16 protein-coding genes and 3 pseudogenes are annotated in these 12818 nt (G+C 39.0%); 7 read left to right on the plus strand and 12 right to left on the minus strand.

All coding sequences use genetic code 11. From position 1 onward, the window contains the following. Nucleotides 1-454: 454 nt before the first annotated feature. Nucleotides 455-922: a hypothetical protein gene (locus tag GL301_RS01855; protein WP_003728158.1), complete on the minus strand. Its 468-nt coding sequence runs from the start codon at nt 920-922 to the stop codon at nt 455-457. Between the two features lie 16 nt (nt 923-938). Then, nucleotides 939-1373, minus strand: a pseudogene (locus tag GL301_RS01860) (ParA family protein); the annotation flags it as partial. 162 nt (nt 1374-1535) lie between these two features. Here GL301_RS01860 and GL301_RS01865 point away from each other — a divergent pair. The 5 genes and pseudogenes from GL301_RS01865 (at nt 1536) to GL301_RS01885 (ending at nt 3604) form a co-directional block, all read left to right on the plus strand. Further along, entirely contained in the window at nt 1536-1820 is a 285-nt protein-coding gene (locus tag GL301_RS01865; RefSeq protein ID WP_021496509.1) for a DUF3130 domain-containing protein, read from the plus strand. Next, nucleotides 1821-1919, plus strand: a pseudogene (locus GL301_RS01870) (ribonuclease P); the annotation flags it as partial. A gap of 123 nt (nt 1920-2042) precedes the next feature. Continuing rightward, nucleotides 2043-2413: pseudogene (locus tag GL301_RS01875) on the plus strand (hypothetical protein). A gap of 587 nt (nt 2414-3000) precedes the next feature. Continuing rightward, complete coding sequence (locus GL301_RS01880; RefSeq protein WP_003728153.1) at nt 3001-3372, plus strand: inorganic diphosphatase; 372 nt, start codon at nt 3001-3003, stop codon at nt 3370-3372. 91 nt (nt 3373-3463) lie between these two features. Continuing rightward, a complete protein-coding gene (locus tag GL301_RS01885) occupies nt 3464-3604 on the plus strand; it encodes a DUF6440 family protein (RefSeq protein WP_260491433.1) in 141 nt (46 codons plus the stop codon). Between the two features lie 119 nt (nt 3605-3723). Here GL301_RS01885 and tkt read toward each other — a convergent pair whose 3' ends face one another. The 10 genes from tkt to dhaM2 form a co-directional block, all read right to left on the minus strand. Continuing rightward, a complete protein-coding gene (gene tkt, locus GL301_RS01890) occupies nt 3724-5721 on the minus strand; it encodes a transketolase (RefSeq protein WP_003734815.1) in 1998 nt (665 codons plus the stop codon). A 1-nt stretch (nt 5722) separates the two neighbouring features. Continuing rightward, the gene (gene fsa, locus GL301_RS01895) at nt 5723-6379 is read right to left on the minus strand and encodes a fructose-6-phosphate aldolase (protein WP_003723193.1); all 657 of its coding nucleotides are present in this window, start codon (nt 6377-6379) and stop codon (nt 5723-5725) included. 46 nt (nt 6380-6425) lie between these two features. Continuing rightward, complete coding sequence (locus GL301_RS01900) at nt 6426-7190, minus strand: SDR family oxidoreductase (RefSeq protein ID WP_003723195.1); 765 nt, start codon at nt 7188-7190, stop codon at nt 6426-6428. Between the two features lie 24 nt (nt 7191-7214). Continuing rightward, the gene (gene rpiB, locus GL301_RS01905) at nt 7215-7661 is read right to left on the minus strand and encodes a ribose 5-phosphate isomerase B (protein WP_003724276.1); all 447 of its coding nucleotides are present in this window, start codon (nt 7659-7661) and stop codon (nt 7215-7217) included. 6 nt (nt 7662-7667) lie between these two features. Beyond that, nucleotides 7668-8432 carry a triose-phosphate isomerase gene (locus GL301_RS01910; protein ID WP_003728149.1) on the minus strand — a complete coding sequence of 255 codons (765 nt, stop codon included), beginning with the start codon at nt 8430-8432 and terminating at the stop codon, nt 7668-7670. A gap of 3 nt (nt 8433-8435) precedes the next feature. Continuing rightward, nucleotides 8436-9086, minus strand: a complete 651-nt coding sequence (gene dhaL2 / locus GL301_RS01915) for a dihydroxyacetone kinase ADP-binding subunit DhaL2 (RefSeq protein WP_003724278.1) — start codon at nt 9084-9086, stop codon at nt 8436-8438. Nucleotides 9087-9107: 21 nt separating this feature from the next. Beyond that, the gene (gene dhaK2 / locus GL301_RS01920; protein ID WP_003728148.1) at nt 9108-10103 is read right to left on the minus strand and encodes a dihydroxyacetone kinase subunit DhaK2; all 996 of its coding nucleotides are present in this window, start codon (nt 10101-10103) and stop codon (nt 9108-9110) included. Between the two features lie 21 nt (nt 10104-10124). Next, on the minus strand, nt 10125-10466 hold the full coding sequence (locus tag GL301_RS01925; protein WP_003728147.1) for a Lin0368 family putative glycerol transporter subunit: 342 nt from the start codon (nt 10464-10466) through the stop codon (nt 10125-10127). Nucleotides 10467-10481: 15 nt separating this feature from the next. Further along, nucleotides 10482-10913, minus strand: coding sequence for a Lin0368 family putative glycerol transporter subunit (locus GL301_RS01930; RefSeq protein ID WP_003723201.1), 432 nt, complete (start codon nt 10911-10913; stop codon nt 10482-10484). 84 nt (nt 10914-10997) lie between these two features. Continuing rightward, a complete protein-coding gene (dhaM2, locus tag GL301_RS01935; RefSeq protein WP_003724281.1) occupies nt 10998-11375 on the minus strand; it encodes a dihydroxyacetone kinase phosphoryl donor subunit DhaM2 in 378 nt (125 codons plus the stop codon). 182 nt (nt 11376-11557) lie between these two features. Between dhaM2 and GL301_RS01940 the strand changes: the two genes are divergently transcribed. Continuing rightward, entirely contained in the window at nt 11558-12322 is a 765-nt protein-coding gene (locus GL301_RS01940; RefSeq protein WP_061106769.1) for a DeoR/GlpR family DNA-binding transcription regulator, read from the plus strand. A gap of 65 nt (nt 12323-12387) precedes the next feature. After that, nucleotides 12388-12798: a GNAT family N-acetyltransferase gene (locus tag GL301_RS01945; protein WP_003724283.1), complete on the plus strand. Its 411-nt coding sequence runs from the start codon at nt 12388-12390 to the stop codon at nt 12796-12798. Nucleotides 12799-12818 lie beyond the last annotated feature (20 nt).

A 12818-nucleotide genomic window follows, 5' to 3' on the forward strand; every position in this document is an offset into this window, starting at 1 on the left:
AGTATATATGCTATTTTTGATTCTTAGAAGCGTATAAGTTATATCTCACGAAAGGCTAAACTTCGGTATCAAGCATGAGGATAAAGACCAAGCTGTTAGTAGTTGGGGGGCATAAGGGCTAACAATTTTTATTTACACATTTACACAGGTTTAAATGTGTAAATAAATTATTTTTTTAGTTCGTTTAATAGAATTCAAAAGCAAAAGAAATCTACAAATCTATATGTATATCCGTCTACTTCTTTGAGGTTATAAAAATATATTCATATCTTTTATGGTCGGAAGTTGATTTGTAATTGTGATAGATATTAATCACCTAATCACAGGGAGACAGAGTATACCAGTATACTCTGTCTCCCTGTGATTTTTTTCGTTAAAAAATTCCTGTGCTTTTAAGATGAGTATTTAGGCTGTTTTTAAGGTTATAAAATAATAAATTCAGAATTTTTATAATTTAAAGATGTTCAAATAAGTTTTGATAAACTGCCTTGTATCCTTGAAGTTGACGTGTAGATAACTTTGTATTGATATAATTATCTAACAACATATTTACTATGTCATTAATAGATGGATTACCATCACTCCCCATCTCTTCTAAATCTTTAATATATGGTTTTAGAGTATTTAATTTAAGTATAACGTCTGAAGACATCTTTTGTGTTTTAGTTGCTTTTCTGCGAAAATCAACTTCATTAGGTACTGCCTGTCGGACAACGTTGACAGTTTCTTCAGGGATAGTACTTTGATATTCAGCAGGAATCGCATTATCTTTACTTGCGCTGTTAGGTTGACTGATAACAGACGATACTGGTGTAGTATCTCTACCGAAGTCCCCTATCCCGGCAGTATCTACTTTTTTTGAATTTAATGTAGATTTTCTTTTTCTAGAAATTATTAGAGATGATTTTTCATCATTAGTCATTTAACATCACCCCTTTTCAAATATTTTGAAGCATTATTTCATGCTCGTCTAATTCATCTAATACATCAATAAACACTTGGTGAGCTCTAGTGTCCCACATATCTACCTTACCATTAGCATTGTAACTAACAGTTATACCTTCAACATCATAGACTTTAAGACGTTCTTAATATTTAACAATTGTATTTAATACATTACTACCATACATTTCTTTTGCTTGATCCAAAACTTTCTGGTCAATCCGACGACCTTTTCTAAGCATTATAGGTATTAATCCAAGAACATCTAATTCTGAATTATAGGTATCTGCAAGATATTGCATGTATGCTATGTATGTCTGAGCTAGGTCAAGGGATAATTCCTGTGTTTTTAGTACGATAATACAATAATCAGCGGCCAACATGGCATTATCAGAGTAATCAGAGATAGTTGGTGGCACATCAATATAAATAGCAGCAATAAAACGAAATGTTAAATTATTCACTTAAAAAGCCATTGTAAAGCCGTTTTTTAGCGAATAGCTTCACAAAACGCTCACAAAAGCCGTGTTCAAGCGATGTTATAATGGGAGAGTATGAAACTAAATCCCATTAGACAGAGAGGAAGCACGAATGTGAGAGAAATAAAAGTCAACGAAGTAACCTTCCAACAACACGCAACCAAATTGGCAAGTAAAAGTTCGGGAAGATACTTACCATTAAAAAACGGGAACATGGCTTATTCCAGAGCCAATTCAATTGATCAATTGCGCTCGGCTTTGATTGAGTTGGTGGATGTCGTGGAAGATTTTCAACACGTGACCAAGCAAGATGCGAGCCGGCTAAAGAAAATGGGTATTGCCTATGCCAAACAAGACCAATTGATGGGACAAAAAATCAATCAGTTGGAGGTGCGTTAATTGGATAGCGCACACAGCCAACTTGAACAACAACTCCAACAAATCAAAAAAACAAAGATGACGGCAGAAACGAATGTCGATCAAACGAGAAGAAAACAATTGGGACTAATAATTTAGGTGAAATTACCACTTATCATGTTGAAAGTGGTAAAACGTTTTTGGAAAATGATGAATAAAGGGGAAAATATCCCTGTTATCAATCCAATTAAGTAGGAGGAATTTATGGATAATTTAGTAGCAGTAAATAAAATTGATTCTCTTGTTGAAGAGAAGGTAGAACTTTTGATTAATAATCAAAAAGTAGTTGCTTTTAATGCCTCGCCTCAAGAATTAGAGATAGGCGAAGAATATAAAGCAGAAATAGATATATTTACTAATGATTTTTTAGAAATTACAGAACAGAAAAATGAACAAATAAAAAGAATTGAGCACCTTAACAATTTTAGTTACATGCTTTGGGGGGAGTTATTAGAGGATAACGTATTGGATGTAGGTTTTTTCATTACAATGACTTATTGGAAGACTATGAACATTTAGTAGGGCATTATATTTCTTTTGAAGTAGACAGGTTGCAGATATACTGCGAATCATAAAATTTGGTGATTTCTTTAATCAATAGATTTAATTGTCAAAAAGGAATTTCTATAATTGCATAAATATTAGAAACTGTTAATATCAAATATTGGAAGAGAATTATTATGACAAAAAAAGAACAACTATACTTTTTATTAAATGGAATGGATAAATAGAGATTAATACCTTTATAAATCAGTTTATAAAAATTTTTGATTTAGAAATAGATTATGATGAATTGTCCAAGGATGAATACACAATTTTAGGGAATGTGTCTGATATGGCTGCTAGATTCTCTGATAGCGAAGAAGATTTGAAATTACCTAATGTTTACTACAGTGAAAAGCAAATTAGAGAAGAAGTGACTCGTTCTTTAGAAGCTTTAGCTTGAATTATAATTAAAACAGGATAGCTTTGAAGAGTTGAGTTATACCAATCCCAATAACAGAAGAAATTGAATGTAAATATAACTGATTATATAGCATCTTCTTTTCGAGCGTAGGCTAGATAAAGTTTTGCAAAATCGTTTGGAGCAGGGGAAAGAAGGCATATAAAAAGAGACTTCATTCAAATTTTGAAATAAAAAACTTAGAAAGGAGAAAATCATATGGTTTCACGTAAACAATTAATCCATAAAACTCAACTTTCTAAAACAAAAAAACAGACTCTAAAAGTAACCATAGATCGCCCTATAGGTTATGTCGACAAATTCGGCAATGTCTATCCGCTGAATTATGGGTTTGTGGAAGGTGTCGTTGGTGGTGACGGGGAAGAACAGGATGTGTATGTTTTATCGAGAGAGATCTCTGAGCCAATTGATACGTTTCAAGGAGATTTAATTGCGGTGATTACCCGAAATGATGACGTGGAAGATAAATGGGTGGTCGCAGCCCCGAATGAGGATTTCACCATAGAGGAAATTAGAGAGAAAGTACATTTTATTGAGCAATATTTTGATTCGGAAATTAAATTGATTTAGGGTGGAATAAAGCGTGCAACCTTAAAACAGGAGGCGGAAAACAATGGAAGAAAGATTTGAAAAAATTTATACCTAAGGAAAACTCAACATTATGGAAATTTGGGTTGATAAAGAAACCGGTGTGCAATATGTTTACCATTTGTCTGGTTATGCGGGTGGAATGTCACCACTTTTGGATGCAGATGGGAAACCGCTACTTGCTGATTTATCTAAGCTTAATGGCGCTGAGTAAAGTGGGAAATTGATTTCTAGTCAAATAAATACAGGCATTCTCTTCTTTCTAAATAGAGAATGCCTGCTTTTTTATGCCCGAGTACTTGATTGGTTACTGTTAAAAAGTTTATTCCATACCTACAACTGCTTCAACGCAAGCTCCGTCAAGTTCTCTACAGTAAAGCCAAATCGTCTTGCTAGCTCATCTCCCGGGCCAGACATACCAAACGAATCAATCGCGAGGATTTGGCCTGTGTCGCCGAGGTATTTGTGCCAGCCGTATGATGCGCCCATTTCTGCGGCGAAGCGATTTTTCACTGCTTTTGGTAAAACGGACTCTTTATATTCAGGGCTTTGTTTGTCGAATAAATCAAAGCTTGGCATGCTGACTACGCGTGCTCCGAAGCCTTTTTTAGCGAGATTATCTCTGACAGCTGTCATTAGGTGTACTTCGGATCCAGAAGCGAGTAAGATAATATCTAGTTTATCAAGCGGGGAATCGGCTAAGATGTAAGCACCTTTTGCAAGTCCGGTTTGCGCTTTTGCTGCGCTATTTGGTAAAATTGGCAGGTTTTGGCGGCTAAGAACGAGCATGGTTGGTTGTTCTTTTTGAGTAAAGGCATAGCGGTATGCTTCGACGGTTTCGTTGCCGTCAGCTGGTCGGATGACGTGAAGTCCCGGCATGGCGCGGAAGGATGCGAGATGCTCGATTGGTTCGTGCGTTGGACCGTCTTCACCGACTGCGATGGAATCATGGGTCATGATGAAAGTGGATGGAATGCCCATTAAAGCTGCTGAACGAATCGCGGAACGTAGATAATCCGAGAATACGAAGAAGGTTGCGCCGAAAGCTTGAACACCGCCGTGAAGCGTCATTCCGTTGACTGCTGCTCCCATTGCGAACTCGCGGACGCCGAATGAGATATTTTTGGCGGCATAGTTACCTGGAGCAAACCGTTCGCTAGCTTTTAAATGGGTTTTATTGGAGGAGGCCAAATCGGCCGCGCCACCAAATAGGTTAGGCAGTTTTTTCTCCAATTCTTGTAGAACAATTCCTGATACTTCACGGGTTGCAACGGCTTTATCCGCATTTTCATCGAAGACAGGAAGTTCTGCATCCCAATCCGCATCCAAATTATCATCCATTAATTGTTGCAAACTTTCTGCGAGTGCTGGATATTTTTGTTTGTAAGCATTGAATGTCCGGAGCCAGCTGCTTTCACTCGCGCGACCTTTAGAATGATAAAATTCTTTCTGATTTTCGACAGTTTTTGGTAATTCAAAAGGTGGCATTTGCCAATCGTAAGCTTCTTTTGCAAGTTTGAGTTCTTTTTCGCCAAGTGGGGAGCCGTGTGCCGCCGATTTTCCGGCTTTACCAGGGCTACCGTAACCGATGACCGTTTTCACTTCGATTAAAGTAGGGCGGGATTTCTCGGTTTTTGCGAGATGGATTGCTGCATCAAGCGCATCTAAGTCATTTCCGTCGTCCACACGTAGCGTTTGCCAACCGGCTGCTCGGAATCTGAGTTCGATGTCTTCTGAAAAAGACTCGTTTAAATCGCCATCCAGTGAGATATCATTCGAATCATATAAAACAACTAATTTTCCCAGTTTTAAATGACCAGCAAGGGATGCGGCTTCGTAGGAAATGCCTTCCATCAAACAGCCGTCTCCGCATAGCACGTAGGTATTATGGTCAACAACCGGGAATTCAGGTTGGTTAAATTTGGCGCCAAGGTGAGCCTCGGCCATTGCCATCCCAACTCCCATTGCGAAACCTTGACCAAGTGGACCGGTAGTTGCATCGACACCAACCGTATGACCGAATTCAGGATGACCGGGCGTTTTACTACCAGTTTGGCGGAAGTTTTTCAGCTCGCTCATTGGTAAATCATAACCAAATAGATGTAGCAAACTATAAAGCATTGCCGAACCGTGACCAGCTGACAAAACGAAGCGATCGCGGTTAAACCAAGTTGGGTGTTCTGGATTGAATTTTAAATGATTTTTCCAAAGCGAGAAAGCCATTGGTGCGGCTCCCATCGGCAAACCGGGATGGCCGGAGTTCGCTTTTTCAATCATATCCATTGATAATACGCGAATCGAGTTAACCATTTGTTCATCAATTCTGCTCATATTAATTGCCTTCTTTCTGACTGAACGCTTCCCAATCTTTTAAAAATCCTTCAATACCTTTATCAGTCAAAGGATGAGACCAAAGTTTCGGGAAAAGGCTTCCTGGGATAGTCGCGATATGTGCTCCGGCTTCAGCGGCTTCTTCTAAATGCCCGATATGGCGGATACTTGCTGAAATGATTTCTGCTTTTAGACCATAATTATCAAGCACTTTTTTCAAGTTTTTAATTAAAATCATTCCGTCTGTACCAATATCATCTAGCCTTCCTAAGAACGGGCTAATATAAGTCGCGCCAGCTTTTGCAGCCATTAATCCTTGGGAAACAGTGAAAATAAGCGTAACATTTGTTTTAATGCCTTCAGCTGTGAGGGTATGGACTGCTTTTAAACCTTCTTCCGTCATAGGAATTTTTACTACTACATTTGGCGCCCATTTTGCTAGAATTCGAGCTTCTTCTACCATTTTGTCTGCTTCGAGGCCGATAACTTCTGCGCTAACTGGACCGTCTACGATAGAACAAATTTCCTTGATTACTTCTTCAAATGGTCGCCCTTCTTTTGCGATGATGGTTGGATTGGTTGTCACACCGTCCACTAAACCAAGTTCGCTAATTCGTTTTATTTCCGATACGCTTGCTGTGTCCAAGAAAAATTTCATTATTTACTCGCTCCATTCTCTCAGCTGAACTTTAAAGCTGAATACTTTATTTAATCGTATAACCACCGTCGATAATTAGGTTTTCCCCAGTAATAAGGCTCGCTGCGTCACTTACTAAAAAGAGGGCGCATGCGGCAACTTCTTCTGGATAACCAAATCTACCGGCTGGAATTAATTTTTTCATGTCTTCGCCGACTTGACCTGCCCAAGCTTTTTTGCCAAGTTCCGTCAAGATAACGGTTGGGGAAATCGCATTGACATTAATGTTGTAAGGCGCCCATTCCATTGCTAGCACTTGCGTCATAGAAACAATCGCTGCTTTACTAGCGCAGTAGGCAACGTGTTTATCAAGTGCAATAACAGAAGCTTGAGAGGCCATATTAACGATTTTACCGCCGCCAGTTGCAATCATTTCGCGACCGATAATTTGCGCCATTAGGAACGAACCTTTTAAGTTCAGTTCCATTGTTTTATCCCAGTACTCTTCTGGTAAATCTTCTGCTTTTTCGAGAAGTGCGACACCAGCTGAATTGGCTAAAATATCGATTTTTGGATAGACTTTTTTGATTTCGGCAACGACTTTTTCGATGTTTTCTTTCTTAGTAATATCGACTTGAAGTGCTAGCGTTCTTGATGGATTGATTTTTGCTGCGACATCTTTTACATCTTCTTTAATATCAAGCAAGACAACATAAGCGCCTTTTTCGGAAAAAAGTTCTGCCATTGCTTTACCAATCCCGCTTGCTGCCCCAGTTACCACGGCTACTTTGTCTGTAATGTTAAAATCTTTATCAAAACCTTTAAAAGTCATTTTTCATTACCTCCAATAAATTTTTTATCTATTTTTTTGGTCGATTTCTTCCATTAAATCTACTTTTGCTTGGGAGCGTCCGCCCGAAAAGTCGCTATCCAGCCATGTATCAAGTAGAGATACGGCAAGGGATGGCCCGATTACTAGAGCTCCCATGGTCATAATATGTGCGTCGTTACTTTTTCTTGCGCGTTCTGCTGAATAAGAATCATGAATTTGTGCTGCGCGAATGCCGTGAATTTTGTTTGCTGTAATGGCCATTCCAATACCTGTACCGCAAATAAGGATCCCTCGGTCATAATCGTTGTTTTTAACTTCTAGTGCTACTTTTTCGGCAATACTTGGATAAAGTACTTTTTCGTTTTCAAAACTGCCGAAATCAGTAAACTCAATATTTTTCTCCTTTAAACGTGTGATCAGGGTTTGTTTTAGTTCGTAACCCATTTCGTCACAACCAATTGCGATTTTCATACTAACTCATCCTTTCGTTTTGCTAACAATAGAAACAATGTCGGCAAAATTTTGCGGTTTATGGCCAAATCTTCCGACGAATAAACCATCGACATTTTTTTGACGGACAATTTCTGCGGCGTTTTCTTTGCTGACCGAGCCACCGTAAATAATTCTTACGAGCGTTTCATCGCCGCCTAGTTCGCGAATAATTTCACGCAGCGCTTGATGCGCGCTTTCGATGTAGTTTGTCTCAGCTGAAGACGCCTTTCCAATTGCCCACTCCGGTTCATAAGCCAGAACAACATTTTCCCACTGTGCTAAATTAATTGTCTGAAACAGCGCTTCGATTTGTTTTTTTAGCGCATTTTTTAATTCATTTGTATCATTCGCACGGACTTCTTCACCCACACAGACAACCGGAGTGATTTTTTCGTCCAATGCAAGTTTAATCTTCTTCGCTATCTCACTAGTTTTCTCATGAAAAAGGTTTTTGCGTTCTGCGTGACCAATTTCGACATAGTTCGCGTTTAAGTCAATGATAGATTCTACCGAAAATTCACCAGTTAGCGGGCCGGATTTCTCCGGCGCCATATTTTGTGGACCAAAGCCAAATAATGTCCCCGCTAAAAGGTTGGCGGTCGTTTCGAGTGTGCCCATAGAAGGAAAGATAAACGTATCCACATCAGAAAAATTTTTAAGAAGAGGGATAGTCGCTTCTAACCATTCAGATGTCTGAGCCCGAGTGTTAATATAGTTTTTCATATTAATTCCAACTAAGGGTTTACGCATAAATCAGACCGCCTTTTTTAAATTTTCTAAAATGACATTCATTAACATCCAAGACGATTCAGAGCCAGGATCAAGGTGACCAATTGCTCGTTCGCCAAGTCTTAGTGCGCGACCTTTCTTAGCAATAAGTGGGATAGTGGACTGAGCGCCAGCATGCATAGCATCTACAAATGCGGAAAAAGTTTCGATTGGAGCTGCATTTGTATCTCGATTTTGAAGCACTTCCACGCCAGGCAAGAAGGCGTCCATCATCGTTTTATCACCAAGTTCGGCTTTTCCGCGATGTTGAACCGCAGCGGCCCCATTTATAATCATGCCGCAAAGCTCGTCGAAGTTAACCTCCGTTTTCCCAGGAACATCAGCGCCACATTTCATAAAGAAACTGCCATAAAGCGGGCCAGATGCGCCACCAACTTTTCCAAGGAGAATCATTCCGGATTTTTTAAGCAACGTTGCAATATCGGGAGAAGCAGTGAGTAATTCGTCTAATTGTTTATTCACTTCACGGAAGCCAATGCTGAGATTGATTCCGTGGTCGCCGTCTCCAATATCCGAGTCCAGTCCGGTTAAGTAATCACGTTCTTTTTCAATTAGCGCTCCCATGTCCTGTAAAACGTGGCCGAAAAAAGCGCTATCCATAACTAATTCGCTCATTTTTATTCCTCCAGTAGTAATTTAGTCCACTTTGAAATATGGTGTGTCGCACGGTGTATCTAAAAGATCTTTCAGTTCATCATCTAAACGAACCAGTGTAATCGACATACCAATCATATCCATCGAAGTCGCGTAGTTCCCAACAAGTGGGTTATGAATATGCACGCCTTTTTCTTTCAAAATTTCATCGACGCGGCGATAACAAATATATTGATCCATCACTGGTAAACCGCCAAGTCCATTAATAAGTACATGCACTTCTTCATCCGCAGTTAATTTCATTTCTTCTATAAGATAGCCCATAATTTGATCAACCACTTTATCAGCTGGTTCGATGGAAGTGCGTTTGATTCCTGGTTCACCGTGGATTCCCATACCAACTTCCATTTCGCCTTCTTTCATTTCGAAAATAGCTTTACCAGTTACAGGAAGGGTAGAAGAAGAAAGCGCAACACCCATCGAGAACGTATTTGCATTAGCTTTTTCAGCAGCTTGTTTCACCGCATCTAGGTCAAGTCCTTTTGCTGCTGCAGATGCCGCTGCTTTAAATACAATTAAGTCACCAGCCACACCACGACGATCTTCTACATTTTCAGCAGAGTAAATATCATCTGTTACAAGCACTGTTTCAACGCGAATACCGTCGTCCGCAGCCATTTCAGCGCCCATATCAAAGTTCATCACATCGCCAGCATAATTTCCGTACATATATAGACAACCTTTACCGCTATCAACGGCTTTTACTGCGTTATAACAAGGTTCTGGAGAAGGGGAAGTATTAATGTTCCCAACTACCGCCGCATCCGCGAAATCTTTCCCAACATAACCAAGGAAAAGTGGTTCATGACCAGAACCGCCACCAACAATAATCCGCACACGAGGTTCTTCGCTCATTTGTTTGCTTACGATTACTCGCTTATCATTTTCTGCAAAATCTACGTATTTCCCTTGTGCCGCAACATAACCAGCTAACATTTCTTCTACTGCTTCATACCCATCATTCACTAAACGTCTCATTTTTCTTCCTCCTTCATATTTTTATAAGAATAGTGATAGTAAAAATCCGCCAACCACGCCACCAACTACAGCTGCTGCCAAATTGACTACCGATTTAGAAAATTTACCGCCTGTTAAAAGGGAAGCTGTGAATACACCAATACCAGCTGCAACCGCCATATCTACCCAAACTGTTCCAGATTGATAGATCATTGATTTTGGAATACCATGATTAATTGTCCAAACTGTACCAACGATAAATGCTGCTGCCATCCAACCTCCGATAGCGCCCCATTCATCAACCATTTTTCCCCACATCATTCGAATGGCAAAAGGGAATAAAAAGCCACCTGCAATCGTTGCTAATGCAATACCAATGCTCATTATTTACACTCCTTTTTAGACTAATTGATTTTCGTTTAAACGCTCTTCTTCTTTCATATTCATGCCAGGTTCTGTTTTTTCTTGTTTTGCTTCTTGTTTTTTTGCCATATCTTTTTCAATTGCTGCGGCCACGATTCCAGCTAGAACTGCTCCAATCGCAACAAGACCAATCGTTGGAAGCGAACTTACTAACTCGCCACCACCTTGCATAAAGACATCACGCATAATTCCGCAAATCCCAATTCCGACAGCCATATCAACAAACGCTGCGTCTTCATCATTTTCGATTAAACCAACATAGTGATTCATAAACCACATTGGACCAATAATAATGAAAGCTGCCAGATAACCTCCAAAAATACCATAATTCTCGGCAAGTGGAGTCCAAACACTCATAACAATCATACCTGCGATACAAAAACCAATCATTCCTCTAAAGAATTTCATAATAAACTCCTTTCGAAAATAGTATTGTCATGTAAAAATTAATTTACATAGTTCCCAGTTACAAAATTGCGTTTTATTACGTTTTTAATGCACGTTTGTGAGTTCTTGTAGGATAGCTTCTTTGGATGGATTAACGAGAGATTGAACAGCGGCAGTAAATGCGCCTTCAACAAGTGGGGCATCGATGATGGTTGTTTTTTCAAGGAGGTCAGTTTCTAATAATTCGAGTGCTGTTTCGGCACTTAAGATAGCGCTTCCAATATCGCAAAAAATATAAATATGTTCAGAATTAGTGCAAGTCGCGATGTTATCAGCTATCATGATTGCATTTGTGCCAAGACGCCCGTCGCCAGTTCCGCCAGAAGAAATAATATGTACTGTATCTCCAACCATTTCAACAATCATTTCTTGGAGGCCTTCTGTGATTTTTTGACTGTGAGATACTAAAACAATACTTATCATTTGGTTGCTCCTTTCTGTTTTTAATTGTGTTTAATTGCTGTTTATATCCTAACATACTTGTTTTTTATTGTAAAGTGCTATCTTTTGTTGTGTTTTATAAAATATATTTGTGTTTTGTTATTTTTTTGGGTAATATGTATATACATAAAGAAATCATTGATAGGTAAAAGGAGGGCGAGCGGATGTTTCCATTTGAAAGACAAAACAAAATAATTCATCTACTAGACCAAAATAGCAAAATAACTGTACCAGAATTAAGTCGTATCTTGGATGTCTCGATTAGTACCATCCGAAATGATTTATCTTCATTAGAAGAAAGCGGGATGATTAAAAAAGTACACGGGGGTGCGGTACTTTTAAAGAGCGAAGAGAAATTTACTAATTTTAATGACCGGATTATTCGCAACATCGAAGAAAAAGAAGCGATTGCGAAAGAAGCGGCAACTTTAGTAAAAAACAATCAAACAATTATCCTAGATGCCAGCTCGACTGCACTGGCGCTTGCAAAAGAGTTACATGTTTTTTCAAGGCTGACTGTCATTACAAGTGGACTCTACACAGCAATCGAACTAAAAGACAACCCGAATATCAGCGTTATTTTAACTGGCGGGATTGTGACGACGAACTCTTTTACACTGGAAGGGATTCTTGGCGCGAATTTAATTGAAAACATCCATGCCGATTTATGTTTTATGTCAGCAAAAGGTTTTACAATGGAAGAAGGCTTAACTGATTTCAACATTTATGAAACTGAACTAAAACGACTTCTTGCTAAACGTACTAACAAATTGATCGCACTTTTAGATCATACAAAAATGGGCGTAATCTCCACCGCAAGCATTACAGCAGCAGAAAACATCGATTTACTAATTACAGATAACAAAATAAATAAAGCATTATATAAAAAATTCCAAGATGCAGGACTTCCTGTCAAAATTGCGGAATAAAATAGAAATTGAAACTCTTTGGGCGACAATTGGTTCAAAGAGATTTTTTTGATAGGAGATTGAAAATGGATTATATTATTACAACTGATTTACCAAATGCGGAGGAATTTGTTAAACTTCGAGTAGATGCTGGTCTTAGTTTCCGATCTATTGAAGTTTCACGTCAGGCTCTGTTGAAGAGTGTGTATTTTGTGGGGCTACGTTCGAAGGAGGACAATGCACTTATTGGCATGGGGCGGCTCGTTGGTGATGGAATTATGTTCATCGTTTCTGATATAGCAGTGCTTCCGGAATTTCAAGGTAATGGTTATGGAAAACTAATTATGACCCATATTAAAAACTATATAGATTCGAATTTAGATAAAACTGCTTGTGTTACATTACTTGCCGATGTACCAGCAGATGGTTTATACAAACAATTTGGTTTTCGAGAGTCCGCACCAGCTTCAATCGGAATGATTTACCAAATGAAATGAAAACAGCTCGGGGACGCCCT

It is taken from the genome of Listeria sp. LM90SB2 (assembly GCF_028867355.1).
Classification (GTDB): Bacteria; Bacillota; Bacilli; order Lactobacillales; family Listeriaceae; genus Listeria; species Listeria monocytogenes_B.